The following is a 26149-nucleotide window of genomic DNA, read 5'->3' as shown; positions in this document are numbered from 1 at the left end:
TGACGTATGGCTCGTATTGCAGGTATCGATATTCCAAGAGAAAAACGCGTGGTTATTTCTCTGACCTATATCTACGGCATTGGTCTTGCTACCGCCAAGAAAATTCTGGCGGAAGCCAACGTTTCCGAAGATACACGTGTACGCGATCTGACTGAGGAAGAACAGACACGTATTCGTGAAGTGGTTGACCACTACCGCGTTGAAGGTGATCTTCGCCGCGAAGTTTCTCTGAACATCAAGAGACTTATTGAAATTGGTTCCTATAGAGGTATCCGCCACCGCAGGGGTCTGCCGGTACGCGGACAAAACACAAAAAACAATTCACGTACGCGTAAAGGTCCGAAGCGCACGATGGCTGGTAAAAAGAAATAAGTAAAGGAGGTTTAAACATTTATGGCAAAAGCACAACAACGTACGCGTAAGCGCCGGATTAAGAGAAATGTGGAGAACGGGGTGGCACACATCCGCTCAACATTCAACAATACGATCGTTACCATTACTGATCCGCATGGTAACGCTATTGCATGGGCAAGTGCAGGCGGTCTGGGTTTCAAAGGTTCCAGAAAATCCACCCCTTTCGCGGCACAGACTGCAGCAGAAGCGGCAGGCAAAAGTGCAATGGACAGCGGCATGAAATCGGTTGAAGTATCTGTTAAAGGACCTGGTGCCGGTCGTGAAGCAGCTATCCGCGCACTTCAGGCTGTAGGACTTGAAGTGACAACGATCCGAGACGTCACTCCGGTTCCGCACAACGGCTGCCGTCCTCCGAAACGTCGCCGCGTTTGATTGTATAGCTCGCTATTAATCTGTTAATAATGCAACTATGACTAAACGTGTACACCGAAAACTGAGAAGCACGCCGTAAGCCCATATGAAATGGTAACATTTTGGCCAACGCGCGCTGACCGAAGTATCGACGTTTTGAAGGAGGGTTCATATTTGATGATTGAGATCGAAAAGCCAAAGATCGATACGGTTGAAATAGCAGACGACGGAAGTTATGGAAAGTTTGTTGTTGAACCGCTCGAACGTGGATACGGCACGACTCTGGGTAATTCTTTACGTCGAATTTTACTATCATCCCTTCCAGGCGCGGCTGTAACAACGGTACAGTTTGATACTGTACTTCATGAATTTTCTACCATTGAAGGCGTTGTGGAAGATGTAACGGCGATTATCCTGAATGTTAAAAAGCTTTGTTTGAAGCTTTATTCGGATGAAGAAAAGACATTGGAAATTGACGTTCAGAGACCGGGGAAAGTGACAGCTGCCGATATTATCCACGACAGTGACGTGGAAATATTGAATCCGGATCTGGAAATTGCAACACTCGACGAAGGGGCTCACTTCCACGTGAGAATGCTTGCTAAGAAGGGCCGTGGCTATGTTCCTGCAGAAGGAAACAAAAGTGACGATCTTCCGATTGCTGTCATCCCGATCGATTCGATTTATACGCCGATCACACGCGTAAATTACCAAGTCGAGAAAACCAGAGTGGGTCAGGTGGCGAATTACGATAAGCTGACACTTGACGTCTGGACCGATGGAAGCATTCGTCCGGAGGAAGCGATTGCTTTAGGTGCCAAAATCCTGACGGAACACTTAAATATCTTTGTTGGCTTGACGGATCAGGCTCAAAAAGCCGAGATCATGATCGAAAAAGAAGAAGATAAGAAAGAAAAAGTGCTGGAAATGACGATTGAGGAACTTGACCTGTCCGTAAGGTCTTACAATTGTCTGAAACGCGCCGGAATTAATACGGTCCAAGAGCTGGCCCAGAAGAGTGAAGAAGATATGATGAAGGTTCGGAATCTTGGACGGAAGTCTCTTGAGGAAGTTGAAGAAAAGCTGCACGACCTCGGTCTCGGACTGAGAGTGGAAGAGTAACCAGTTGACCGGACAAGGGATTATTTTTCTTTTTTGCGCAAAAAAGAAAGATTTTAAGGCAGGAATAAAGGAGGTACAAGTAAATGGCATATGCAAAATTAGGCCGGGATTCAGCTGCGAGGAAGGCGCTGTTCCGCGATCTAGCGACCGACTTGATTATTAACGAACGGATTCAGACAACGCATTCCAAAGCAAAAGCACTTCGGCCGATCGTTGAAAAAATGATTACGCTGGGTAAGCGCGGCGATCTGCATGCACGTCGTCAGGCGGCGGCTTTTATCCGCAATGAAATTGTTGATTTGGAAGCATCTAAGGAAGAACGTCAGAATGCGGTTCAAAAACTGTTTGATGATATTGCAAAGCGCTATGCTGAGCGCCAGGGCGGCTATACACGCATCCTGAAAGTAGGACCTCGCCAAGGCGACGGTGCTGAAATGGCAATTATTGAACTGGTTAAATAATCAGTGATTTACCAGAGGCAGAAGCCGGGTTCGCATGAGCTTGGATTTCTGCTTTTTTTCATAATCAGAAGAGATTTTGTTTTTTTATTGACATTTAGCAAGGATTCATTTGTACTTAATTTCAAGACCGGTCTATAATTCAATTCATGAGAGCAGCTTGAGCTGAGATGAGAGCGAATGCCAGCCTGTTCGTTATACATAAAGAAAGGCAGACGTATTTATGCGCCCTGAGAGGAGTGGAGGCACGAGATGGAGAAGATCATTGAAGTGAGCGATCTGTCCTATCGCTATTCTGAAGAACAGCCCTATGTGTTAAAGAATATCAATTTTACGGTAAATAAAGGTGAGTGGCTTTCCATTGTTGGTCATAATGGTTCGGGAAAATCAACCTTAGCAAAATGCCTCAATGGTTTAATCCTTCCTCAAAGAGGAACGGTGAATGTCGGCGGTTTTATGACCTCTGACGAAGAAAAGATCTGGGAGATTCGTCGTCTGGTCGGTATGGTCTTTCAAAATCCGGACAACCAATTTGTCGGTGCGACGGTTCAGGATGATGTCGCATTTGGCATGGAAAATCATGGCTTGTCACGTGAGATTATGGCCGAACGTCTGTCAGAAGCACTGCGTCTCGTGAGAATGGATCAATTTGCAAAGAGTGAGCCGCATCGTCTTTCCGGTGGGCAGAAACAGAGGGTTGCTATTGCCGGTATTGTTGCACTTCAGCCGCTCATTATTATCATGGATGAATCAACATCAATGCTTGATCCGGAAGGAAGAAAAGAAATCATCCAAACCGTGCGTGCGTTGAACAGAGACCGTCATCTAACCGTCATTTCGATTACTCACGACCTTGAAGAGGCCATTCATTCTGATCGTCTGCTCGTCATGAACGATGGAGAATTGATTCGAGAAGGGAAGCCGCACGATCTTTTCAAGTCAACTGCATTACTTCGAAAGATCGGTCTGGACTTGCCATTTGCGATCAAGATGCGCAACGTATTGCGCGCTAAAGGTGTGCCGCTGTCAGACACTGCATTATTCCAGGAGGAGTTGGTGGATGAACTATGGACATTACATTCGAGCATGTGACTCATGTGTACGGCCGAAAGACCCCGTTTGAGAAGCTGGCCCTTGATGATGTTACGATTCGTATTCCATCCGGCTCCTTTACATCGATTATTGGTCATACTGGGTCAGGGAAATCGACCTTGGTGCAGCACATAAATGGGCTTTTGAAACCGTCCGAAGGAAAAATAACCGTGGGCAATTTTGTGATTCATGCGCACGAAAAAAAGAAAGATTTTAAGGAATTGCGGAAACAGGTAGGCTTTGTTTTTCAATATCCGGAACACCAGCTTTTTGAGGAAACGATTATTAAAGATGTATGCTTCGGGCCGATGAATTTCGGTATTTCCGATGCGGAATCGACCAAGCGCGCAGAAGAAAGCTTACAATTGGTCGGGCTTCCGGCATCGTTTTGGCATCGTTCGCCCTTTGAACTGAGTGGCGGACAAATGCGTCGGGTCGCAATTGCCGGCGTGCTCGCGGTCCGTCCGCAGGTGATCATTCTAGATGAACCAACGGCAGGGCTTGATCCGAAAGGCCGTGAGGAAATACTCAGCTTATTCGATGATCTGCATGCGCGTTTGAAGCTGACAATTATTATGGTCACGCATAATATGAGCGATGCGGCCAATTACTCCGATCAAGTTATTGTGATGGACGGCGGCAAGCTTTTGCTGGCCGGTTCGCCGAAGCATGTATTTCTTCAAGAGGACCTGCTTCGAAAAGTCGGTCTTGATATCCCGGAAACGATGTTGTTCCTAAATAAAGTGCTTGATAAAGCAGGGAGCAAGGACAAGATTCCCGCATTCACCGTTGATGAAGCCGCAGATGCAGTGATCCGTATATTGAATGGGGTGAAGGATCATGTTTAATCTTGTTATCGGTCAATACGTTCCGCTCGATTCGTACGTACACCATCTTGATCCGCGTTCGAAGCTGATCGGCGTCTTTCTTTTTGTCGTCATTGTTTTCCTCGCTAATAATTGGTTGACAAATATACTGATGATTCTGTTCTGTTTCGCAGGTATTCTGCTTTCAAAGATGCAGTTGTCTTACATATACAGAGGGCTGCGCTCAATCTTGCTCATTGTCTTGCTCACTTTTGTTCTTAATCTTTTTCTTGCTTCCGGCGGAACGACTCTGTTCAGTTGGGGCTGGTTTCATGTGACAACAGGCGGTCTCACCCAATCTGTTTTTATTGCTGTCCGAATCATGGTCATTATCGTGGTGACAACATTGCTCACCTTAACCACATCGCCGATTGAGATTACCGACGGCATGGAGAGCCTGCTCAATCCGTTAAAGAAAATAAAAATGCCAGTACACGAATTCGCATTGATGATGTCGATTTCGCTTCGTTTTATTCCGACATTACTCGAAGAAACAGAAAAAATTATCAAGGCTCAAGCGGCTCGTGGTTCGGATTTTACCACTGGTTCACTGAGGGGCCGAATCAAGGCCATCGTGCCTCTGCTCGTCCCACTGTTTGTCGGGGCATTCAAGCGAGCGGAGGACTTGGCGATGGCGATGGAAGCAAGAGGCTATCATGGAGATGATGGTCGGACCAAGCTTCATCAACTGAAGTGGAGCTGGCGCGACTCATTGTTGATTTCTGCGCTGGTCCTGCTTGCACTTCTACTGATTTTTGCGAGAAACTAAGCGATTTAAGGTGAAGTCGAAATCATGACAAAAATCAAATGCACGGTTGCCTATGACGGCACGCTATTTCATGGTTATCAAGTACAGCCCGGGAAGCGGACGGTGCAGCGTGAGATAGAAGCCGTGCTGTCACGAATGCATCATGGCCAATTGGTTAAAATTGCTGCGTCAGGACGAACGGATGCCGGGGTTCACGCATTCGGTCAAGTGTTCCATTTTGAAACACCGCTTCATATTCCGGAGGATCGCTGGACGCTTGCATTGAACAGTTTGCTGCCGAACGACATTTATGTGCGGCAAGCGGAGGAGGTTTCCGAGCAGTTTCATGCCCGCTACGATGTGAAAAAGAAGGAATATCGCTATCGGCTGCTGACACGGCCTGAGCCGGATCTGTTCCGCAGAGCGTACACGACACACATCAAACAGCCGCTTGATGTAGATGCCATGAACCTGGCCGCTGCCGCGATCCTTGGAACACATGACTTTTCCTGCTTTTGTGCAGCAAATACCGATATCAAGGATAAGGTGCGTACCATTTACTATTTATCCGTTCGACAGGAAAAGGATGACGAAACAGTGATCCGAATTGTTGGCAGCGGTTTTCTGTACCAAATGGTTCGGATTATAACCGGAACATTGCTGGATGTCGGTATCTATAAAATTACACCGGACAGAGTTGCAGAAATTATTGACGGCCGCGACAGACAAGCCGCTTCGGCAACCGCACCGCCGCAAGGACTGACTCTGTGGGGCGTTACTTATTAATTTGCGGTCTTGTTAAACTATTTTGTTGTTTGGAACAATGTTATCAGCTCGTTTGTGAAAAGCCTACCGTTTATCACAGGTGCGGAAGGGTTCACCGGTTTGATGAGACGGGGTGAACGTTCACCCACACCGCTCATTAAATCGATGAAAAAACAGCACCATCACCATTGTTTAACATTTTAAAGAGAAAATCTAGGAGTAAATAAACGATGAAAAAATACTCCGACGATTTGACATGAGCATCAAGATATTATAAAATATAATTTGGCATTTCTAATTTGACCACTATTAGCCCCAAAGATATTGGCTCAATTAGATAACTGAAACGGTGAGAGAGCAATCGCTTTATTCGCTCTCAACTCAGACGCGGTTGTGGGTCGCGCATGAGACAAGAATATGAATGTTTGATTTGCTTAGAGGAGGAAATGAACGTGCGTACAACTTTTATGGCCAATGCGGCTAATGTTGAGCGCAAATGGCTCGTTGTCGATGCCGAAGGCCAAACACTCGGCCGCTTGGCAAGTGAAGTGGCAGCCATTTTGCGCGGTAAAACGAAACCGACTTTTACACCGCATGTTGATTGTGGCGACCATGTCATCATTATCAATGCAAACAAGATCGAATTAACCGGCAAGAAATTGCTGACGAAAAAATATATTCACCACTCCGGTTTTCCGGGTGGTATCAAAGCACGTTCCGCACAAGATATGCGTGCAACACGTGCTCGTGACATGCTTGAAAGAACGATCAAGGGCATGTTGCCACACAACAGTCTCGGAAAAAAATGTTTCTTGAAACTTCATGTCTATGAAGGCGCGCAGCATCCGCATGCGGCACAACAGCCGGAAGCATATACGCTTCGCGGTTGATCAGGGAGGGAAAATAAATCATGGCACAAGTTCAATATTACGGCACCGGACGCCGTAAAAGCTCGATCGCACGTGTAAGGCTCGTACCGGGTGAAGGCAATGTTGTCATCAACGGCCGCAGCGCCGATGAATTCTTTAATCTTGAAACACTGCGCACAATTCTGAAGCAGCCGCTCGTCGCGACAGAAACCGAAGGCAGATACGATGTTCTTGTTAATGTAGAAGGCGGCGGTTTCACAGGCCAAGCCGGCGCAATTCGTCACGGCGTTGCCCGCGCACTGCTCGAAGCAGATCCGGAATACCGCGCTGTTCTGAAAAAAGCCGGATTCCTGACACGTGACCCGAGAATGAAGGAACGTAAGAAATACGGACTCAAAGGTGCACGTCGCGCACCACAGTTCTCAAAACGCTGATTTACAGGCGTTCAAGGGCTCTCAACCTTATTTGGTTGGGAGCTTTTTTTTGTATATTGGTACAGTTTTCGCATTGCTCATTTTTTAGCCTTAATCTTTTCAGCAACAGTGCATCACTTTTTTGGCACTGTGAGTGATCATGTCTTTTCATTTCAACTAGTAAAATACAGTCAGAATAATTCATGAATGCTTGCACAATAAATGTTAACTTATATTATTGTTTGGTTGACATATATAAAAGGTGAACTTAAAATTATATTTTGTTAACGAAAGGAGAGGATATTTTGAAAACAAGATCGCTTACGCTCATTTCATTATTTGTCGCGATGATGATCGTCTTTGGTGCATTGCCCACCGTTGTCATTCCGTTTGTTCCCGTTCCGTTTACTTTTCAAATGATTGGGGTCATGCTGGTTGGCTGTATCCTTGGCGCGAGAAAAGGACTCGCTGCCATGCTTGTTTTTACCGCACTTGCGGCCGCAGGCGTTCCGGTATTGTCCGGATATCGTGGCGGATTGGGTGTTCTGCTTGGGACGACCGGGGGCTATGTACTTGCGTGGCCACTTGCTGTATTCGTTACTGGCTTGCTTACCGACTACATAAAGCAAAAAAAATGGATGGTGTTTCGGTATTATCTTGCGATTTCTGCCGGTGTTCTGATTATCTATGCGATTGGCGTACCGTGGTTTGCTTTTTATAATCATCTCCCGCTTCTGTCTGTGGCGGAGGGCAATCTGATGCTTTTTCTACTCGATCTAGTGAAAGCGGCCCTATGTGCGGTGGTCGGTAGCCAACTAAAACAAAGACTTTCGATTTTAAAAAAAATCAAATTCGTATGAAAAAGGATGGTGCGCCGTTTGAAGTGGTATGATTTAGCTCAGAACATTATTGCCGGTGACTCTTGTACGGTGGAAGATGCACGACAGATTTTAAGTGTTCCGGATGATGAGACGATCGATCTTGTCTGCGGTGCATACCAACTGCGGAAACAGTATTTTGGGACGTCTATGAAATTGAATTTAATTATCAACGCTAAAAGCGGTCGTTGTGCGGAAGACTGCGGTTATTGCTCCCAGTCCATTTATGCGGACACATCAATTGAGGAATATCCACTCGTTCATGAAGAAATCATTGTGAACGGCGCCAAACAAGCGTATGAAAATCAAATCAGTACCTATTGTATCGTGATGAGCGGACGAAGAGCGGCGCCGAGAGAAATACGCGCGGTCTGTTCGGCTGTTGAAAAAATAAAAGAAACAATGCCGACAATGAAAATATGTGCGTGTCTCGGCCTGATTAATGAAGAGCAGGCAAAGGCCCTGAAGAATGCCGGTGTTGACCGGTTTAATCACAATTTGAATACAAGTGCCGCTCATTATGATCAGATCGCAACGACACATCGATATCAAGATCGCGTAGGCACCATTGAAGCAGTAAAAAAGGCAAACATATCTCCATGTTCTGGCGTCATTTGCGGGATGGGAGAAACAGATCATGACATCATTGATATGGCTTTTGCTCTAAAGGAGCTGGACGCAGACTCAATTCCGGTAAATTTCCTTAATCCTATTCCGGGAACAAAATTAGAGAATAGGCACGAGTTGACACCGAATCGCTGTTTGAAAATTTTAGCACTTTTCCGTTTTATTAATCCGACAAAAGAAATTCGTATCGCAGGCGGTCGCGAAGTAAACCTGCGTTCCTCACAGAATCTGGGCCTTTATATTGCAAATTTGATTTTTATTGGTGACTACTTGACAACAGAAGGTCAGAACAAGTCGGAGGATTATCAAATGATTGCGGATCTCGGTTTTGAAATTGAAGCAAAAACAGTTGAAACGAAGATCTAATCTCGCAAAAGAATCTTTGGTTAAATCAAATAATTTATAGAAAAAATTTCTGTTTTGTTGTGGAAAATGGTGTAAATTTAAGCAATTGAACCGATAAATTAAGTGATCAAAGAACTTAATCCCCTTGACGGACCCACATTGTGGGTCCTTTTTTTGCACTGAAACAAGGTTTGATCTATGAATAATATGGAACTGTAATAGCCTTACTCGAGGTTCTAAGGAATTACCGCCTATATTATTTTCACTGGGCTCTGCTGGGCCCTTTTCTATTAATGCAATTATGGCATCACTTTGTAAATTTGAATAAACAGAATAAATAGGGTATTTTGACCAATGCCAAAAAAGTTACAGTTTTCAAACTGATGTTGACGTTAATTAAGAAAAGAATTATATTGCGAATATAACAAGAAGATTACAAAAATATTACGAAAGAAGATTTAAAATGAAAAAATGTTATTCAGCTTTTTTGCTCGCCACAATTTTGTTTCTTTCTTGTACGTTCTTTTTGTTATTTTTAATATTAAATTGCACACCTATAAAATAAAATATTGCACCGTCAATTTGGATAAATAATGATAAATCAAAATGATCAATGTTCTAATCATGAGGAAAGTTTCTTTTATATCTTACCAGCGTACTTGTACTTATCCCAGTTATTTCAGCTTTAGATAGTCAATCTGTTGACTGTTAAGCCCCTTTATTTGCAAAAATCCTTCATGTTTTCTTGCTTGCTCTTTACTCTCATGTTTATACATAATGAGAATTCTTCTTTACACGAGAAATAATGCACAAATAAACTAAAAACTTATCTTCCATCAGTCCACTCCCATATTAAACATTTTAAATTACATATTAAAAGCATTTGATTTTTTGCTTTATTATAAACAAATGGATAATATGTGAATATTCATTTAAATATCCATGAACATTCAAAAATATTATTGAAGTAATCCCAAAAAGTATTAGATTAAAAATAGAATTAATGAAAAGAGGTGTTAACAATGGCTAAGAATCAAAAAGTTGAAGTCAAAGTTAAGAAGGTTGACCTCGGCGAAGTAATGAATGTTTCTGTAATGGCAAAAGGTGATGGATGGTAAGTATTGATTTAGGGCTGCCTTGAGATTAGTTTTTCTCTTGAGGTAGCCCTTTTTCAATAATATGAATAATAAATTAAAGGAGATAATTACTTTGTTATTTCAATTGAAAAATGATGTAATCGTTAGAAGAGAATTTTGGGGTGGATTAATTATAGTAATTAATAAGGGTGAATTTGAAATTAATGATTTTACTACAGACTTACTACTGTTATTTGAACTTACCAATGATATTTCGCAGCAAGCTGTTATCCTTTCAGCTTTGTACCAACAGGATATTGCCCAAGATATTATTACGGATGCAATTTCAGAATTGGATAATTTTTTAAGACCAGCAAAACATAAGTACCATTGTTTAACTGATTTAACAATCAATAAATTCAAGAAAGAGAAAGAGGAGGTTAAAAAAATTGATTTTTTATCTGCTCCTGTCAACGTATCGTTATATCCAGGTATGGTTTGTAATTTGAAATGTAAATTTTGTTTTGTCTCTCAGGAAAAATGGGATGATAAAAAAGTCGTTTATCCCATGAACCAATGGATTCCTGTTTTAAATGAAATAAAGAAATTAAAGATTCCATATTTAACCATACTTGGTGGTGAGCCTTTACTTTATCCAGATATTTGGAATATGTTAGATTATCTTGATGCAATTGGTCAAAAAACGCATATTACTACTAATGGAAGTATTTTAAGTACAAGTATTATCGATCACCTTAAGAAATATCACAATTTGACCTTAAAAGTATCTTTACAATCTCTAGATGATAGACACAAAGAATTAACTTATGGATCATGGGAAAAGACAGTGAGTTTTGTTGAAAATTGTCGTGAGGTAGGAATTGATTGTGGGATTCATACACTGGCATTACCAAAAACTATTGATGGTATATATCAATTAGTTGATTTTGCTGTTAAAGAAGGATTATATGAGTTTTCCATGGGCGCTTTTGCGAATATAAATCAAGTTGAAATTAAAGGATTCTCACTAAAAGAAAATCGGGAAATCTCAAGTAAAGTCAAAAAATACATTAAAGAAAAATATAACGATGCCATAAATTATAGACTAGAGGGATGCCAACTTTGGACAGGAGATCAGCAATTACAAAAGTCTAATATTCCCAAGTCACCCTACGAAATTTTGAAAAGTGGTTGTTCTGCAGCCCAAACAAGATTAGAAATTATGAACGATGGGACCATGCTAGGATGTGCGTTGTTTGATAAAAATAAATTTAGTGCGGGGAATGTTTTTGAAAGTTCAATCAAAAATATTTGGCTAAACTCTTTGGTATTTAAAATACTTAGGTCAGGAAAGACAAAGGATATATTTTGCAATAGTTGCAAGTTTGAATATTTTTGTCACGGCGGATGTCCAGCGCTCAACTATGTAACGACTGGTGATATGTGGTCAGGAGATACAAGATGTCAAATTAGAGACAATCTAATTAAACATGGAAAAGAGGACGTAACCATCGTATAAATTCATTAATTGTTTTGAATGATTTAAATATCGCAAAAGAAAGTGTGGATAATTGTGAATAGGATTAGAGATTCATGGGCTAATTGGAAAAGTACACTCAAAAACAAAAATATGCGCGCATTTACTCTTAGTAGAAGTATGAGTCGCTTGGTAACTAACATTATCCCTATTGTCATACCATGGCAGATTTTGAAAATTGAACATTCTAGTTCCTCATTACTAGCATATTATCTGACGATTTATACTTTGTTTTTAGCAATAGGATCAATTTTATCTGGATTTTTTATTGATCGATATGGTCCAAAATTAAGTTTACTATTTTGTGAAGTATTTAGATCGTTAATAGCGGTTATGACCCCACTTGGCCTTCTTACGTCATATGGAGGCTCATTCTTATTAGGAGCGATTTTAGGTTTTTTTGGAGGAGCAGCTTCAATAGCGACTAATGTAATACCAAAACGAATATTAACTAACTCAGAAATTCCACATGGTGTTGCAACACTACAGTCGTCTGGGCAATTCATATTTTTAATTATTCCTTTCATCTCAGGTGCTGTATTGAGCAATATTAACTCTTATTCACTATGGTATTTGATTGGGTTATTTTATTTATTTGCATCGTTTCCGTTATTATTAATTAAAGAAAAAAATGTAAAAGATGATCGTGTAATAATTAATAAAAAAAGTAGGGGATCTATTGAGGAAGTTAAGGAATCGATGCAACTTTTATTCCATAATTCATATATACATGTTTTTATAATAGCAAGTATCGTTATTGGGATAACAATGACTGGAATTCAAGATGTTATTGTCCCACATGAGTTAATTAATAGTATGCACGTGAATTCATATGTATATGGAATGGTCACCCCTATCTGGCAGTATGGTCTTTTAGCTGGAAGTCTTCTATTAGGCATATTCCCACCAAAAAAGCTTAGAGTATTTATTTATTCATCGATTATGTTTTCGTTTACTATAATCTTCTTTATATTTCCGTCTGAAATTTTGTTTATAATTGGTTTAATATTTCTTGGCATTTTAATGAGTTATCAGCGCTCTACCAGTATAGTGTTTCTAAACCAAACAGTTCCAGGGAATGTATTAGGGAAAATATCTGGGATATTGGACTTCATTGACTTTGTATTTCAACCACTGTCCCTTTGGTTAGCTAACTTGGCAATTGTTTATAATCTAATAAATACTTATGAAATGGCGTGCATAGCAATAATAATTGTTCCACTAATCTTCTTGCTAGGAAGAGTTAATACTTTAAAGTTTACGAATGAAGAAAAAAACAATTTTCCAAAGTAAGTTCTAACGTCTTAAGAAGGGCTATCAATAAGATCTATTTGTCTCGATTACGATTGTTTTTGAGACGTTTTTCTTTTTGTCATAAGTTACAGCTATTTCGTTGAATTTCATGTATTAAAACATTGCTCATAAACTATATCTCTATAACCACCCTTTGTGCTATTATTAAAGCCAGAAGGTGGTTTTTTATTATGGAATCTTATGTTTATGGTTATGCTCGAGTAAGTACACGTCAACAGGATTTAGCACGACAACTTGACTTACTAAAAAAATATAATTGTAATGAGGTACTGACAGAAAAAATGACAGGAACAAAAGCTGATCGGCCACAACTTAATCGACTAAAAGATAAATTGCGTCCGGGAGATGTTGTCGTTGTGGAAAGCTTTTCACGGTTAGGACGAAGCACAAAAGATCTAATTGAACTTGTGGGCTATTTTGAAGAAAAACATGTCAAATTAAATAGTATCAAAGAAAGTTTCGATACATCGACACCACAAGGACGTCTCATGATGACTGTATTTCAAGCGTTCAGTCAATTTGAGAGGGATTTGATTGTCGAAAGAACTAAAGAGGGATTAAAAAGTGCCAGAGCACGTGGCCGTAAAGGTGGCCGTCCAAAAGTTAACTCGCGTGATATTAACAGAGCAGTCAATTTGTATCGTTCAGAACAATACAGTGTTAAAGAAATTGTAGAAATGACGGGTATTAGTCGAGCAACTTTATACCGTTACTTGAATCAAGAACGGGTTATATCCTAAGTACCTACCAAAATATGAAGGGAGCCTTTCTATGCAAGAGCCTCCTCCACCTACATTCTTCTCGGATGAACAAAGACAAGCTGCTGTGGAAAAGTTTACTATTATTTCTCCGTATCTTACGAATGAAAAGAAACTACAGGCAATATCAAAGGAATTTGGCATTTCGAGAAGAACATTGCATTATTGGGTCAGCAGTTATGAGAAACTTGGTTTAAAAGATCTTGTACGAAAAAAACGAAATGACGCAGAAATCATAAGGGTGGATTCACAAGTCAAAAAGCAAATAGAAAGACTGATTCTTCAACATAAAAGGAACTCTGTAGCCTCCATCTACAGAAAGGTATGTACGTATTGCGAACAAAATCATTTAGAGCAGCCAAGCTATTATCAGGTAATGGCTGTGTCTAAATCGCTAACGCCTGGAATGAAAAAACTTGCGTTTGAAGGAACCAAGAAATATAAGAACGAATATCATTTAATCCATACAAGACGGGCTATATTTCCTAATGAAATATGGCAAGCAGATCACACTCTTTTAGATATTTTTGTTTTAAACGAAAAGGGAAATCCGCAGAGGCCTTGGTTGACTATAATCATGGATGACTACAGTCGAGCAATTGCTGGTTACTTTTTATCTTTTCACGATCCTTCAGCAATGCAGACCTCTTTAGCATTTCATCAAGCGATATGGCAAAAGAAAAATAAAGATTGGCCTATTTGCGGTATCCCAGAGAATTTTTATACAGACCATGGCTCTGATTTTACGTCGAATCACCTTGAACAGGTTGCCATTGATTTAAAAATAAATTTAATTTTTTCATCAATTGGTGTTCCCCGTAACCGTGGCAAAATAGAACGTTTTTTTTCTACAGTTAATCAACTTCTTCTTCAGGATCTTCCCGGCTATATTGGTCAGGAAGATAACGCTTCTCTACTAACCTTCAAAGAACTTGAGGATGCTGTTCAATATTTCATTATTCATAATTATCATCATCGCATTCACGGTACGACGAAAAAAATGCCGATTATCTCATGGAATGAATCAGGATTTTTACCCAATTTACCGGAAAGCCTAGAAAGTCTTGATCTACTTTTATTGAATGTCACAAAGGCGAGGAAGGTTCAGCAAGATGGGATACACTTTCAAGGATTAAAATACTTAAATACTAATTTGGCTGCTTATGTTGGTGAAATGGTATTGATTCGTTATGATCCAAGAGATCTGGCCGAAATACGTGTTTTTTATCATAATGAATTCCTTTGCACAGCTATCTCTCCAGAAATATCCGATTACACCGTAGATATACAAGATATTATCTCTGCTCGAAATAAAAGAAGATGTGATCTAAAAAAGCAAATCGATAGCGCTAAAACGGTTGTAGAGGAAATTGTACTTAAACAACAGGACAGTCTAATGTGAATGATAAAAAGCCGAAAAAAACAAAATTGAAGAGGTACCTCAATGAATAAAAAAATAAGTTTTATCGAAACCAAGGAATATAAACGTTTTGCTGAATTTTGCGATGCATGTATTAAATATCAGTACATTGGGATTTGCTATGGCTTGCCAGGAGTTGGGAAGACACTTTCTTCAAGGTATTATTCGGATTGGGACTATATTGATCAACACTTAAAACCGCTCCACAAGTAGTTGAGACCGTAGACAAGAAAATCCTTGATCATCAGATCGTTTTCTATACAGCACCAGCTATTCGTGCAACACGAATGACTGGTGATATTGAAAGAATTGCAGCGTATCGTGTGAAAACATTTGGAGCAGAAGAAAAGTATTCACACAATCATTTTGAAAATATTTCTTTGATTATTGTTGATGAAGTTGATCGATTAAAGATGCAAGGTCTGGAGCAACTTCGAGATATTTATGATCAACATGAACTGGCGATAATTTTTGTCGGAATGCCTGGAATCGAAAAACGTTTATCGCGTTATCCTCAATTATATTCACGGATAGGATTTGCACATGAATTTGACCGTTTAAGCAAGGATGAGGCACATCACATCCTAGAGTATAAATGGCATGAATTGGGATTGTCTGTGAGATTAGAGGACTTTTCCGACTATGAGGCAATCTCAGGTATCATAAGAATAACAAATGGTAACTTTAGATTGATCCACCGTCTCTTTGCACAAATTGAGAGGATTCTTGAGATAAATAACCTTCAATCTATTTCATTGGATGTTGTCAACGCTGCACGGGACAGCCTGACACTGGGAATAAAATGAATTCGGAGGGTGATACGATGATCTATGGTTATGTCCGCGTTTTTCTGCAATCTCAAAGTTTGGAGAAGCAGTATCAAATGTTACATTCTGCTGGATGTACTGAAATTTTTTTGGATAGAACGTCTGAGTTAAAGCAGGATTTATCAAATTTCAAAATTCTTCTTTCACGTTTAAAAAGTGGTGATTCGTTAGTCGTCCCAAAACTTGACTCTTTTGCACGCAGTTACTCAAAGGCAATGACAATAGTCAGTAACCTGTTTCATATGCAAGTAACAGTTAATATATTAAATATGGGTATTATGGATAGTACGCCAGACGGGGAGCATATTTTTAAGATTTTCTGTGCATTTACTCGTGCAGAGAGAGTTCGTAATTACACGAACGCAGGAAGGTAAAGAACAAGCAAGGAAACATGAAGGGTTTCGCGAAGGAAGACCAAGAAAATTTAATGATCAACAGATCGAATACGCACTATCTCTTCTTACATTTTCTTCATTCGGTGAAGTAGCTGAAATCACTGGAATAAGTGAGAGTACATTAGCAAGATATAAAAGGAAATCATTCTCAAAAATGAGAAATTAACCATCTATAATCATAATACTCTGATGTGCAGGTTAATATTTCATAGATGTGCAATTTAATTTTAAAAGTAACAGTTCTTTTCGTCATCGTCATCGGCTGTAGCGCCGAAACCTACCGTTTTTTATACTGTGCAAGGAACGAGGATTTACAAGGATAAGCAGGAAACTAAAATGATTCAAGATCTTCCTACCAATACAAAATTTTATTTACGTCATAAACCTGCCCATGATTTGGATCGCGTCACTTATCACAAAACAGTTGGCTATATCAATGTCGCCAATCTATCGAAATCACGGGTTGCGACGTATAAACAGTTTGAGGGCTCATGGTATTTTGGTAAGAAGAGTACTTACACAATGTATCAACTATTAATTACGAAAAATTATATTTACTATAACCTTCATCCCGTCGCACTTGCAGGCGCTGTAAAATCAAGTCAGGCAGTCATTAAAAACAATATTTTATATTTAAATAAGGTTACGTTACGTGGCGACGGAACTCAGACTTTCAGAAAGTTGACTCAGACGTTAAAGCTAGAAAAGAAAAACGGAAAAAAGATATTGATTGCGAGCAAACCGGATAACGTGGAAATCAGCCATTTTCATGGAATCGCGGTAGGTAAATAATTTTAAGAAGGAATCTGCACTTATGTGCAGGTTTTTTTCTTGCCTAAAATTGTAAAAAAAAATCAAATGAGTTATCTGTAGAATATCGTCATTTTTTTTCAGTGCTCATGTACTTGAAAGGTTATACGATTCACTTAACATGAATCGCAAATGGTTGATTGATGATTTTACCTTTTATAGGAAAGCCTAGGAGTGAAAGGTGCGATTAGTCATGAAAAATGAAGAATTAACAGCATTAAATGGATTGCTGAAGGGTTTGTATATGGGTATCCATGCCTATGATCATTTTATGGAAAACGCGAAGAATCATGATCTCAAACAAACGTTTCAAACGATTCAGCATGAGATCAGGGAGCAAGCACTGCGCGTTGTCGAACGAATTCAGAATCTGGGCGGTACCCCTATTGAAGATGCCGGCTGGATCGGAGCCTTTCAAGACTATCTTGTTAAATTGAGGGTGCCGCATGAGGATGAACAAATTATCCAAAAGGCAATTGAAGGCGAGCAGCTTGGCATTGAGATGACGGAAAAAACGGTGCGTGGCAATCTCTCGGCGGAAAGCGAGCGGGTCGTCAGGGAGTTGCTGAATCAGGATCGCACGCATGTACGCCAGCTGAAGGCAATGATTAGTCAAACCGCATAATAAAAGCTCCCGGCAACTTCCGGGAGCTTTTATTAACGCCATGTATGGAGATAATATTTGATTTTGCGCAGCATCGACACACGCGGCGGCAGATTAAGTTTGGCACGGCGGAGTTTATCCTGCCGCGTCCATTCGACGATGCTGGCGGTGGCAATCAACACGAATCCGCCGATGACCAGATAAAGCCACCAAGGCAGCACAACCCACATATGGCGCCGGTTATAGAGCAAGCTGATGATCAGTGCCACGATACTTGAGAAGAAATAGGATTTATATTTTAAAAGAAATCCGCTGATTGTGCCGATCAATGCCACAACGGCGAAGGCAAGCAGCGCTCCTGTCTCGCCGATCATGAGCGCGAGTAGCATCAGCCGCAGGTAAATGACAGCAACCGCAATCCATTCAATGCGCAGGCAATAGAGACCTGCGCCCCATATTCTTCGGCAGGAGAGGGAGACAATGATCAGGAAAAGCGCGGCAAGCAGCATATGATTCATAAATGGGAAGAGCGGACTTTTTTGCAGGATAATCGCCGCCGGCCAAAGTAAAGCAGCCAGCGCTCCGTTCATCCAGACTTTCCGTTCGAGTTGAGTGCTGCGATAGGCAGTCAATCCGCCATACAATACCGCAAGACAGGCAGCAGCCAGCCTTCCGAAATAGAGTGTATGCGCGGCCATGAATCCGTAAAAAACGAATAAATAGGCAAAGGCTGTGATCCGTTCATAATTAAGCGAAAAATGCGTTTTCTCAATAAAGGGTTTCCGCCTCCAGAGTGAAACGACGAGCAGAGCCAGTGAAGCGCTGAGAAAGCTTGCCGTTTTGACCCCAAAAGGTGCATTAACCAGATTCAGCCAAATCAGCAGGGAAAGCAACATCAGGGGCACGACGCTCAGATTCTTCAGACGGTAAAGGTAAAGGAATATAAGAAGGCCGGCCGATGCACAGATTCCGATTAAGGTGATGATCATGCTGACAGTATCCCAGGTCGTGCGAATGGCAGTCAGTGCAGTGAATACTAAAAGAGCAAAAACGGCTGGATACAGGATGGGACGCCAGGTTTCCTTGCCAAGGAACCAGCACAGTGTTGCAACGAGTGCGGTCAATGCCAGTGAATAAACTGCCTCATGTGTTATCGGCAGTAGTTCCTGAATTCGCAGACCCAAAAGAAAAATCAGCAGGAAAACAATGGAACTGAATATATAGCGTTCAGCCGTTTTGACTGCGCGCCAGGTAAACCAGGCGAATCCCCCGAGCGGAATGACCATCCAGTAGAACGGATCAAGAAAAGCAGTCGGCACAGAAAGACCAAGAAAAACAAGTGTTGGATAATAGGCTGTAAACCGCCATAAGCTGTTTGCTTTGCTGTAAAACAAGAGCAGGATCACTGTCGTAACAGAGAGGCATTGCTCAAAATTTATGCCGGTTATAGACCAGAAAAGGCAGCTGTTTTCGAATAGCGTAAGGATAAGCATTGCGGAAACGCAAAAACTAATTAACCGCGCAGCCATATTTTTTGTTTTGAAGCAATAGTACATGTAGCCTACCACGGCCAAGGCCGATACCAATGGAAACGCAGGCGCTTCAAAAAAGCTGTTCCAAATGAGCAAGATACTGAAAAACATAAATATATGCGTCAGCCAATAATAAATGGTTTCGACAAGTGTCAGCTTTTTCTGATGAAGCAGGTAACATACTGCCGCCGAGACGAACGCTGCACCTTCCAGATAGAGTACGGGCGCGGTAACCGGAATGTCATGGCTTACAAGCAGCCAAACAGGGTAGAGTAAAGCAATAATGGTCAGCAATCCATGCAGCGCGGCCCATAAATCGATTGGTTTTCGCATCAGGAATATAACGGAAAGCAGCATGCCGTAGAAAAGGATGGCAAGAACCGGAACAACTCAATTTTGTTAAAGATAAACAGGAACGAAAGTAGGTAATAAACACCGCTTGTATAAAGGATTGTCATCTGGTAAGGTGCCAAGTACGTCCGCGTGAGCAAATGAGCCGCAAGCAGAACGGCACTCGCTGATGCCAGCTGGATATCATATTGCCAGCTATTAGGGAAAAAGATGAGCAGGATCAGGCCGAATGCGGCGGATTGGCTATGTCCCGCGATTTTCGCGATCAGGTCCGTACGCAGTAAACCGGTCAGCAGCATGAGTGCCCAAGCGATAAATGACCAAGTCAGCCATTCCAATTTGCTGAAAATCGCATAGCTTGCGGTCAGGCTGAGCAGCGTGAAGCTTGTGACCATGATCGGAAGTGCTGTTTGATAACGTGACATGAAGCGCGCTGCCTTTTTATAGAGGAAAAGTCCTGAATAAAGCGCAATGCTGAGCATCATGACGCTGCGAAGTTCAATCGTAAAGGAGTCTCTAAAGATCACGCAGGCATCAAAGACAAGTGCATAAGCCGAGAACAATGGGGCGTAAGGAAACCATGCTGCCGGGTGACGCCGCGTCAAATAATCAAGGATACCAAGAATAACAGCCAGACAGATCAGAGACAACGAGTATATGCCGCGGCTCGGAGGAACAGTGACATCGGAATACGTGACGAGCAGGATTGCACTGCTGAAGAAACAGCCGGCGGCAACGTTCAAGTGCTGGTACACACGTATCCAAAGTGAATCGGCAAATCGCCGGATGGCGAATTCCGAAAGGGAGGTATAGAAAATAAGCAGTGCGGTCCACAGGACGATCGAGAGTGAATCATTATGGGCATACAGCATCGTTTGCAGAAAGGTCAGAGTGCAAAAGAATAAGAAACCGGCGTGATAGACCTTGGAAAGCTCTCGATAAACGCACCAGAGAAATAAACAGGACACAAGGAGAGTCACAAGTGTGTAGGCAACTGCGGGACGCCAAAAGACCAAAGCGAGAAGAACATTTGCAACCACAAGAGCTTGAGTAAACAGCCGGTCGTACTTCAGCGTATCGTGAAAAAAGCGGAACTGTCTTGCGTGCCGCACGAAGTGAGGCGCAGCGAGCCATAAAAGACTGAACAGGTTAATGAGCGTTTGCCATGCAATTACCTGATGCGTCATAAAGTAGGTGCCGAAGCACAGCGCGATATAGCCGAATAAAAGCGACAGTCCCTTAAAAAAGCGGGATGCAAAACGCCGGGCAATCCAATGATAGAGCAGAACAAAAAGCAGGGATGAGAAAAAGCCGAGCAGCGATGCACCATAACCATGAAGGGCAAAATAAGTGCCGAAAAGTTGATAATACGAAGCACAGACAAGCACAATAGGAAGAAAGAGCGCCGATAATGTTGTGAACGCAAAGGCTGTTTGACGGATATGCAGCTTGCGCGCAATGAAACTCATTACAGAAAAGACAAGAGAAACAGAAAGAATGGTCAGCATCTTCACCCAAGCATTCATCGTGCCCCAATTCGTTGTCGCTAAAATGAATCCGCCTAGAAGAAGAAATGAAACACCTAATATCAGTACCAGCGTCAAATTTTTCTCACGAAGCTGCTCGTGAGTCAGCTTTTTCTTCGGCTGTTTTGGCATTGGCGCTGCTTTGATTTTGCGGGCTTCTAATCCCTTTGATTTTTCAAGCGGCGGTTTTTTCGGTCGCGCAATCGGCACGTTCGTCGCCGCTTCTAGGTGCGCTATATAACCAGTGTAAGCGATACGCAGGCGTGATGCCTCCGCTTGAGACAGGAAGCCGCCTCGAACCATTCCTTCGATTTCATCGAAAAAAAGTCGGGTTCGATCAGTCAATGACAATCACCTCCGGATTGCTTTTCCCTATTTAATTATTTTAACTTAAGTATCAGTTTTTCATAAGCCTGCGTCAATCATTCCAAAGACAAATATTTTTACACGGATTATGCTGGCACCACTTTCCTTGTGATCACAGCGGCATGGAAAAAGGTGTTACGGTTGCCGGCACCTCACTTGCCCGATGATAAAGAGGGAAGGAGGAGCGATCATGGGTGTAGTCATGGATTTTAAAGAAAAGCAGCGCCATAAGCAGCTTGATTCAGAACGACGAGCGCTTCAAGATTTATCGTTTACTAAAATTGAACAGGCGGTGCACGATTATTTTGACAGTTATTTAGTGCTTGTTCCCGCGGCAGTGAAAACCGGCAAGGAGATGTGTGCAGAATACGCACTTGAGAGCTTTTTGCTTGGTTCTTCGATGGGACGTTTCGGTTTTTACGGGGAAGAAAAAATTGCGGCATTCAAACGATGTAAAATTGAATTTTATGGGCTTTTTGATGATTTTTATGATTTCTGGCTTTTTTGGGGGGCAGATCAACAATCGCTTGATGACTTGCAGGATACATGCCGCAAATACTTATTCAATTGGTGGTCTGAGGGATTTGACGCCTCATTAAAACGCTGGCGTCTCAAGCTTCGCTAATCCGCGCATAATCGCAGGCTTTGTCCATATATATGAGATAGAGACAGGCTTGCATGGGTGGAGGGATTGGCGTGAGACGCAGATGGTTATTTTGGGGATGTATGATCGTAGTGCTCGGTTTTGTATCACTGGCCGGTATCAAATGGCTGGTCAGTTGGCATACGAGTCAGAATTGGCATACACCGCTGGCGGGACGGATCATTGTCATTGACGCGGGACACGGGGGGCCAGACGGAGGTGCGGTAGGCGGAAGCACAGAAGAAAAGGATATTACCCTCAAAATTGCACAGGATGTGCGTCATTATTTGCAGGAAATGGGCGCTGTTGTGGTGATGACCCGGGACAAGGACATGGATTTGGCAGACGACAATTATGAAGGACGGCATAAAAGGCAGGACCTCGTGCGCCGAGCAGACCTGATTAATAAAACGCATCCAGACGCCTTTGTCAGTGTTCATCTTAATGCGATTCCAATGCCGAGCCTGCATGGCGCTCAAACATTTTACCATCCGAAGTTCAGCGAAAACCGCAAGCTCGCACTATTCATTCAGGATTCTCTGAAACGCAATCTCGGCAATACAAACCGATATGCGAAACCGATCAGCCATGTCTATCTCCTAAAAAAGTCGGAAGCACCGTCCGCACTCGTCGAGGTAGGATTTCTCTCAAATGCCCAGGAGCGAGCATTACTTATTCAGCGCAATTATCAAAAGCAAGCGGCAGCTTCTATCAGCCAAGGCGTCATGCGTTATTTCACGAATGAAAAGGTCCCTTCTGATTAAGGCACAAATGTTCAATTGCTGGGTTTTTCATAATCGGATTGGTATACTGAGGGTGCATGCAATTGGGAGAGGGTTGGTGAGAAAATGATTAAGCAACAGCAGGTTTTGGATGTTTTGAAAACCGTCCAGGACCCCTTTTTACATAAAAATCTTTTGCAAACACAGGCATTGAAGTATTTGACAATCGAGGATGATCACGTTCGCTTGAAGATCGCGCTTGCCAAGCAGGATCAAGTGAAGCAGATGCAGATCCAGGTTGAACTCTCTTCCAAAATTAAAGAACAAGGCGCAAAAGTGGTCAGTGTTCGGTTTGCAGTGCTCAGCGATGTAGAAATAAAACAACTGGGCGGGTTTCCAGTTGATCTGCCGACACTGCTCTCTCCGGGAGTTAAGACTGAGTTCATTGCCGTGGCAAGCGGCAAGGGCGGTGTGGGGAAATCGACTGTTTCCGTTAATCTCGCGCTCGCACTTGCGCGGCAGGGGAAGAAGATCGGCCTGCTGGATGCCGACATTTACGGTTTCAGTGTGCCGGACATGATGGGGATTGAGAAGCGCCCGGAGATAAGACATAATCGGATTATTCCGGTTGAACGGTTGGGCATCAAAGTCATTTCCATGGGCTTCTTTGTTGAAAACAATTCTCCGGTGATTTGGCGTGGTCCGATGCTCGGCAAAATGCTGAACAATTTTTTCAATGATGTATATTGGGGCGACTTGGATTACTTGGTACTTGATCTGCCTCCGGGAACCGGTGATGTGGCCATGGACATTCACAGCAAACTGCCGCACTCAAAAGAGATCATTGTCACTACACCCCATCCAACCGCCGCATTTGTCGCAGCGCGTGCAGGCGCCATGGCAGTCCACACCAAACACGAAATCCTCGGGATTGTTGAAAACATGGCTTACTACCAAAGCAAAAAAACAGGCGAGATCGAGTATGTCTTTGGCAAAGGCGGTGGCGACAAACTCAGTGACCTGCTGCACACCGATCTGCTTGGACGGGTGCCGCTCACGCAGCCGCAGTCGAAAGAAGGAGAATTTGCACCAGGCGTCTATTTTGAAGATGATCCGGTCGCCGCTGTCTACAATGGGATTGCTGAAAAAGTAATTGGAAAGATATGTTAAAAATTGATTCTAAACCATTCACCCCGAGCATTGGATGTGGACATCCGAGTTCGGGGTTTTACTTCTGGATCGTAGATGGAAGATGCGCAGTAAACGCAATTGAGGATGGGCAGTCATCCGCGAAAGCCGTACAGCAAAAGTTAGGTCGAAGCGTGGAAAAGTTGGACCAAACGATCGAAAAGCCAGACCGAAGAGGAAACTTGTAACGAAAGAGCTCAAAGTGGTAACTAAATCATCAAAAGTAGTAATGAATTCCGAAACTCATAACGAATAGTGAAAAACCGCAAAAAAGGTATTGCACAGCCTATTTTTACTGCACAATAATCCTATTTAATCAACAGATCGGTACCGCCTTTTTATTTTGCGATTCAGTCAAGTTGCCTGTATAAAAAACTGTGAGCCACACATATTAAATCAGGGACTTGCCATTTAAGGAGGATCGCATTTATGTCTAGGGTACTATCATTGATTCTGTGTGCTGCTTTGCTCAGTGGCTTGGTGGGCTGCGGAAGCGGGCAAGAACAGCCAACTTATCAGGAAAATAAAAAAATGGTTCTGGATCTACTGAAAACTGATGAAGGCAAAGATACGATCAGAGATTTATTGAAAGACAGCGAAATGAGACAAGCAATTGTGCTGGATGATCCGATTGTCCGTAAAACAATTGTACAGACACTCACGACGGAGCAGGGGCAAAAGCTATGGAAGCAACTCTTTAGCGATCCTGATTTCTCTGAACAACTGGCTAAAACCATGGAAAGCGAAAATGAGAAATTATTGAAGCAAATGATGAAGGATCCGGGGTATCAAGGCATGATGATGGATATTCTAAAGACGCCTGAAATGCAGCAGCAATACTTGAGCCTTCTTAAAACCAAGCCGTTTCGCGGGCAAATCGAGCAGACCATTAGCGAACTCATGGCGACTCCACTCTATAAAAAACGGCTTGCCAATGCGATCATTGCCGCCTTAAAGAAAGAACAGGAAAAATCGGAAAGCCAGCAGAATTCGGAGAGTCAGGAAAATCCTTAATCCATTAACTTGCTTTTTGACTGAGTATCGGAAATAAGACTCTTTAATGTGACAAATTGAAACCCTCTGTTTTCAAGCTCTCTTATAATAAGAGGCAACGCACGATCCGTCCCTTTTGCCGAGTCTGAAGCATGGAGTTTAATGATGTCTCCCTTGCCCGTTTTTTGCAAGACTCGACTGACAATGACTTTGTAGCCCGGATTTGTTTCATCTCGAGGATTAACGCTCCAAAGCACCACTTGCTGATTCAAATTGCCTGCTGTTTTCAATGTCTCTTTGTTTGTTTTTCCGAAGGGCGGTCGTATCATATTCGGTCGTTCGCCAAGTGTTTTATAAATCGCTTCGCGACCAAACAAGATGTCCGAGCGAACGCGAGAGGTATCCAATTGCGTGTAATCTTCATGACGCATGCCATGAGATTCAACTTCATGCCCGTTTCGTGCCATGCTGCGGACAATGCTCGGATGCCGTTCGGCCCATTCTCCGGAAATGAAGAAGGTCGCTTTCACATGCTCCTTATTAAGAGTCTTCAAAATAAGCGGGAGCTGCTGATCTCCCCAATTAATGTCAAATGTCAGAGCTAAGTGCTTCTGATCTGTTTCAACTTTTGAGAGCGCTCCAGTTGACTGAATCGGTGTAAACACATCCGTTTCTTGTTTTTGAACAAATAAGATCAGTGCCGCAAAGAAAGCGGCAATAATAATCAGTATGATGTTCTTTAAACGTTTACCATTGATGATCCAAAGCATGAGTGTCCACCTCGCTCGACTGTTTGTACCATTGTATGGGCAAGCTCTAGTTAATATGCGGACCGTCTTTATGGATAGGAAAAAATAAAAAAACTGTTGACATTTTCTTTATAGCTGATAAAATAAATTTTGTTGTCTTTCCGAACTAATAATTTGATGCGATTAAGTAATCAAAATTAAATTAAAAAAAAGGATTGACAATGAAGATTTAAGAAGATATAATTGTTTAGGTCGTCTGATAGAGACGACAAAGAATGTTCCTTGAAAACTGAACAAAAGCCAAGCGTGATAAAAGGGTTTAAACCCCCATAATCAATTCAAATTGCTATGGATCTTATGAACGAAAAAGCAAGGTTGGATCTTGTATCC

Annotated in this window: 26 protein-coding genes and 2 pseudogenes; 25 read left to right on the top strand and 3 right to left on the bottom strand. The window is 42.1% G+C overall.

The annotated features are described in order from the left end of the window. Positions 1–6 precede the first annotated feature (6 nt). The 21 genes and pseudogenes from rpsM (at position 7) to NIE88_RS16700 (ending at position 17710) form a co-directional block, all read left to right on the top strand. Entirely contained in the window at positions 7–372 is a 366-nt protein-coding gene (rpsM, locus tag NIE88_RS16795; protein WP_253063888.1) for a 30S ribosomal protein S13, read from the top strand. A gap of 21 nt (positions 373–393) precedes the next feature. Next, entirely contained in the window at positions 394–786 is a 393-nt protein-coding gene (rpsK, locus tag NIE88_RS16790; protein WP_253063887.1) for a 30S ribosomal protein S11, read from the top strand. Between the two features lie 156 nt (positions 787–942). Continuing rightward, positions 943–1887, top strand: coding sequence for a DNA-directed RNA polymerase subunit alpha (locus NIE88_RS16785; RefSeq protein ID WP_253063886.1), 945 nt, complete (start codon positions 943–945; stop codon positions 1885–1887). 83 nt (positions 1888–1970) lie between these two features. Further along, positions 1971–2348 (top strand): 50S ribosomal protein L17, encoded by a 378-nt coding sequence (gene rplQ, locus NIE88_RS16780; RefSeq protein ID WP_253063885.1) that lies wholly within the window; start codon positions 1971–1973, stop codon positions 2346–2348. A gap of 249 nt (positions 2349–2597) precedes the next feature. After that, positions 2598–3437, top strand: coding sequence for an energy-coupling factor ABC transporter ATP-binding protein (locus NIE88_RS16775; RefSeq protein WP_253063884.1), 840 nt, complete (start codon positions 2598–2600; stop codon positions 3435–3437). Then, positions 3413–4285: an energy-coupling factor ABC transporter ATP-binding protein gene (locus NIE88_RS16770; protein WP_253063883.1), complete on the top strand. Its 873-nt coding sequence runs from the start codon at positions 3413–3415 to the stop codon at positions 4283–4285. Before NIE88_RS16775 ends, NIE88_RS16770 begins: the two co-directional genes overlap by 25 nt. Beyond that, on the top strand, positions 4275–5072 hold the full coding sequence (locus NIE88_RS16765) for an energy-coupling factor transporter transmembrane component T family protein (RefSeq protein ID WP_253063964.1): 798 nt from the start codon (positions 4275–4277) through the stop codon (positions 5070–5072). Before NIE88_RS16770 ends, NIE88_RS16765 begins: the two co-directional genes overlap by 11 nt. 24 nt (positions 5073–5096) lie before the next feature. Then, the gene (gene truA, locus NIE88_RS16760) at positions 5097–5837 is read left to right on the top strand and encodes a tRNA pseudouridine(38-40) synthase TruA (protein ID WP_253063881.1); all 741 of its coding nucleotides are present in this window, start codon (positions 5097–5099) and stop codon (positions 5835–5837) included. A gap of 431 nt (positions 5838–6268) precedes the next feature. Beyond that, positions 6269–6706, top strand: a complete 438-nt coding sequence (gene rplM / locus NIE88_RS16755) for a 50S ribosomal protein L13 (RefSeq protein WP_253063879.1) — start codon at positions 6269–6271, stop codon at positions 6704–6706. A gap of 20 nt (positions 6707–6726) precedes the next feature. Beyond that, positions 6727–7119, top strand: a complete 393-nt coding sequence (gene rpsI, locus NIE88_RS16750; RefSeq protein WP_253063877.1) for a 30S ribosomal protein S9 — start codon at positions 6727–6729, stop codon at positions 7117–7119. A gap of 284 nt (positions 7120–7403) precedes the next feature. Continuing rightward, the gene (locus NIE88_RS16745) at positions 7404–7958 is read left to right on the top strand and encodes a biotin transporter BioY (RefSeq protein WP_253063875.1); all 555 of its coding nucleotides are present in this window, start codon (positions 7404–7406) and stop codon (positions 7956–7958) included. A gap of 18 nt (positions 7959–7976) precedes the next feature. Beyond that, complete coding sequence (bioB, locus tag NIE88_RS16740; RefSeq protein WP_253063874.1) at positions 7977–8969, top strand: biotin synthase BioB; 993 nt, start codon at positions 7977–7979, stop codon at positions 8967–8969. A 1188-nt stretch (positions 8970–10157) separates the two neighbouring features. Further along, the gene (locus NIE88_RS16735) at positions 10158–11543 is read left to right on the top strand and encodes a radical SAM/SPASM domain-containing protein (RefSeq protein ID WP_253063873.1); all 1386 of its coding nucleotides are present in this window, start codon (positions 10158–10160) and stop codon (positions 11541–11543) included. A 54-nt stretch (positions 11544–11597) separates the two neighbouring features. Beyond that, positions 11598–12854 (top strand): MFS transporter, encoded by a 1257-nt coding sequence (locus tag NIE88_RS16730; RefSeq protein ID WP_253063872.1) that lies wholly within the window; start codon positions 11598–11600, stop codon positions 12852–12854. Positions 12855–13045: 191 nt separating this feature from the next. Then, complete coding sequence (locus NIE88_RS16725) at positions 13046–13615, top strand: recombinase family protein (protein ID WP_253063871.1); 570 nt, start codon at positions 13046–13048, stop codon at positions 13613–13615. 31 nt (positions 13616–13646) lie between these two features. Further along, positions 13647–15085: pseudogene (locus NIE88_RS16720) on the top strand (TnsB C-terminal domain-containing protein). Further along, positions 15078–15859, top strand: a pseudogene (locus tag NIE88_RS16715) (AAA family ATPase). The pseudogenes NIE88_RS16720 and NIE88_RS16715 overlap by 8 nt, the downstream one beginning before the upstream one ends. A 17-nt stretch (positions 15860–15876) precedes the next feature. After that, positions 15877–16254 (top strand): recombinase family protein, encoded by a 378-nt coding sequence (locus tag NIE88_RS16710; protein WP_253063869.1) that lies wholly within the window; start codon positions 15877–15879, stop codon positions 16252–16254. Next, on the top strand, positions 16202–16441 hold the full coding sequence (locus NIE88_RS22850; protein ID WP_373689452.1) for a helix-turn-helix domain-containing protein: 240 nt from the start codon (positions 16202–16204) through the stop codon (positions 16439–16441). Before NIE88_RS16710 ends, NIE88_RS22850 begins: the two co-directional genes overlap by 53 nt. Before the next feature lie 170 nt (positions 16442–16611). Continuing rightward, the gene (locus tag NIE88_RS16705; protein WP_253063868.1) at positions 16612–17067 is read left to right on the top strand and encodes a hypothetical protein; all 456 of its coding nucleotides are present in this window, start codon (positions 16612–16614) and stop codon (positions 17065–17067) included. Between the two features lie 211 nt (positions 17068–17278). Beyond that, positions 17279–17710 (top strand): DUF2383 domain-containing protein, encoded by a 432-nt coding sequence (locus NIE88_RS16700; RefSeq protein WP_253063867.1) that lies wholly within the window; start codon positions 17279–17281, stop codon positions 17708–17710. Between the two features lie 32 nt (positions 17711–17742). On the opposite strand, the gene NIE88_RS16695 is transcribed toward NIE88_RS16700, so the two are convergent. After that, the gene (locus tag NIE88_RS16695; protein WP_253063865.1) at positions 17743–19554 is read right to left on the bottom strand and encodes a hypothetical protein; all 1812 of its coding nucleotides are present in this window, start codon (positions 19552–19554) and stop codon (positions 17743–17745) included. Next, a complete protein-coding gene (locus tag NIE88_RS16690; protein ID WP_253063863.1) occupies positions 19554–21443 on the bottom strand; it encodes a hypothetical protein in 1890 nt (629 codons plus the stop codon). Before NIE88_RS16690 ends, NIE88_RS16695 begins: the two co-directional genes overlap by 1 nt. A 211-nt stretch (positions 21444–21654) precedes the next feature. On the opposite strand from NIE88_RS16690, the gene NIE88_RS16685 reads away from it, so the two are divergent. From NIE88_RS16685 to gerD, 4 genes are all read left to right on the top strand, one after another. Then, positions 21655–22089, top strand: coding sequence for a DUF2521 family protein (locus NIE88_RS16685; protein WP_253063861.1), 435 nt, complete (start codon positions 21655–21657; stop codon positions 22087–22089). Positions 22090–22160: 71 nt separating this feature from the next. Continuing rightward, positions 22161–22871, top strand: a complete 711-nt coding sequence (gene cwlD / locus NIE88_RS16680; protein WP_253063859.1) for an N-acetylmuramoyl-L-alanine amidase CwlD — start codon at positions 22161–22163, stop codon at positions 22869–22871. Between the two features lie 84 nt (positions 22872–22955). After that, positions 22956–23999 (top strand): iron-sulfur carrier protein/transcriptional regulator SalA, encoded by a 1044-nt coding sequence (gene salA / locus NIE88_RS16675; RefSeq protein WP_253063857.1) that lies wholly within the window; start codon positions 22956–22958, stop codon positions 23997–23999. Between the two features lie 447 nt (positions 24000–24446). Continuing rightward, positions 24447–25031, top strand: a complete 585-nt coding sequence (gene gerD, locus NIE88_RS16670) for a spore germination lipoprotein GerD (RefSeq protein WP_253063855.1) — start codon at positions 24447–24449, stop codon at positions 25029–25031. Here gerD and NIE88_RS16665 read toward each other — a convergent pair. Continuing rightward, positions 25028–25780 (bottom strand): polysaccharide deacetylase family protein, encoded by a 753-nt coding sequence (locus NIE88_RS16665; RefSeq protein WP_253063853.1) that lies wholly within the window; start codon positions 25778–25780, stop codon positions 25028–25030. The genes gerD and NIE88_RS16665 overlap by 4 nt on opposite strands. Between the last annotated feature and the right edge of the window lie 369 nt (positions 25781–26149).

Source organism: Sporolactobacillus shoreicorticis, from assembly GCF_024125445.1.
In the GTDB taxonomy this organism is placed as follows: domain Bacteria; phylum Bacillota; class Bacilli; order Bacillales; family Sporolactobacillaceae; genus Sporolactobacillus; species Sporolactobacillus shoreicorticis.
The sequence above is the reverse complement of the archived record's forward strand: the minus strand, read 5'-3'. Positions and strand labels throughout refer to the sequence as shown.

Excerpts from the sequence above, each read along its gene's own strand:
- rpsM (WP_253063888.1), top strand. The coding sequence starts at position 7 with ATGGCTCGTATTGCAGGTATCGATATTCCAAGAGAAAAACGCGTGGTT.
- rpsK (WP_253063887.1), top strand. The coding sequence starts at position 394 with ATGGCAAAAGCACAACAACGTACGCGTAAGCGCCGGATTAAGAGAAAT.
- NIE88_RS16785 (WP_253063886.1), top strand. The coding sequence starts at position 943 with ATGATTGAGATCGAAAAGCCAAAGATCGATACGGTTGAAATAGCAGAC.
- rplQ (WP_253063885.1), top strand. The coding sequence starts at position 1,971 with ATGGCATATGCAAAATTAGGCCGGGATTCAGCTGCGAGGAAGGCGCTG.
- NIE88_RS16775 (WP_253063884.1), top strand. The coding sequence starts at position 2,598 with ATGGAGAAGATCATTGAAGTGAGCGATCTGTCCTATCGCTATTCTGAA.
- NIE88_RS16770 (WP_253063883.1), top strand. The coding sequence starts at position 3,413 with ATGGACATTACATTCGAGCATGTGACTCATGTGTACGGCCGAAAGACC.
- truA (WP_253063881.1), top strand. The coding sequence starts at position 5,097 with ATGACAAAAATCAAATGCACGGTTGCCTATGACGGCACGCTATTTCAT.
- rpsI (WP_253063877.1), top strand. The coding sequence starts at position 6,727 with ATGGCACAAGTTCAATATTACGGCACCGGACGCCGTAAAAGCTCGATC.
- NIE88_RS16725 (WP_253063871.1), top strand. The coding sequence starts at position 13,046 with ATGGAATCTTATGTTTATGGTTATGCTCGAGTAAGTACACGTCAACAG.
- NIE88_RS16710 (WP_253063869.1), top strand. The coding sequence starts at position 15,877 with ATGATCTATGGTTATGTCCGCGTTTTTCTGCAATCTCAAAGTTTGGAG.
- NIE88_RS16705 (WP_253063868.1), top strand. The coding sequence starts at position 16,612 with ATGATTCAAGATCTTCCTACCAATACAAAATTTTATTTACGTCATAAA.
- NIE88_RS16700 (WP_253063867.1), top strand. The coding sequence starts at position 17,279 with ATGAAAAATGAAGAATTAACAGCATTAAATGGATTGCTGAAGGGTTTG.
- NIE88_RS16695 (WP_253063865.1), bottom strand. The coding sequence starts at position 19,554 with ATGCGAAAACCAATCGATTTATGGGCCGCGCTGCATGGATTGCTGACC.
- NIE88_RS16685 (WP_253063861.1), top strand. The coding sequence starts at position 21,655 with ATGGGTGTAGTCATGGATTTTAAAGAAAAGCAGCGCCATAAGCAGCTT.
- salA (WP_253063857.1), top strand. The coding sequence starts at position 22,956 with ATGATTAAGCAACAGCAGGTTTTGGATGTTTTGAAAACCGTCCAGGAC.
- gerD (WP_253063855.1), top strand. The coding sequence starts at position 24,447 with ATGTCTAGGGTACTATCATTGATTCTGTGTGCTGCTTTGCTCAGTGGC.
- NIE88_RS16665 (WP_253063853.1), bottom strand. The coding sequence starts at position 25,780 with ATGCTTTGGATCATCAATGGTAAACGTTTAAAGAACATCATACTGATT.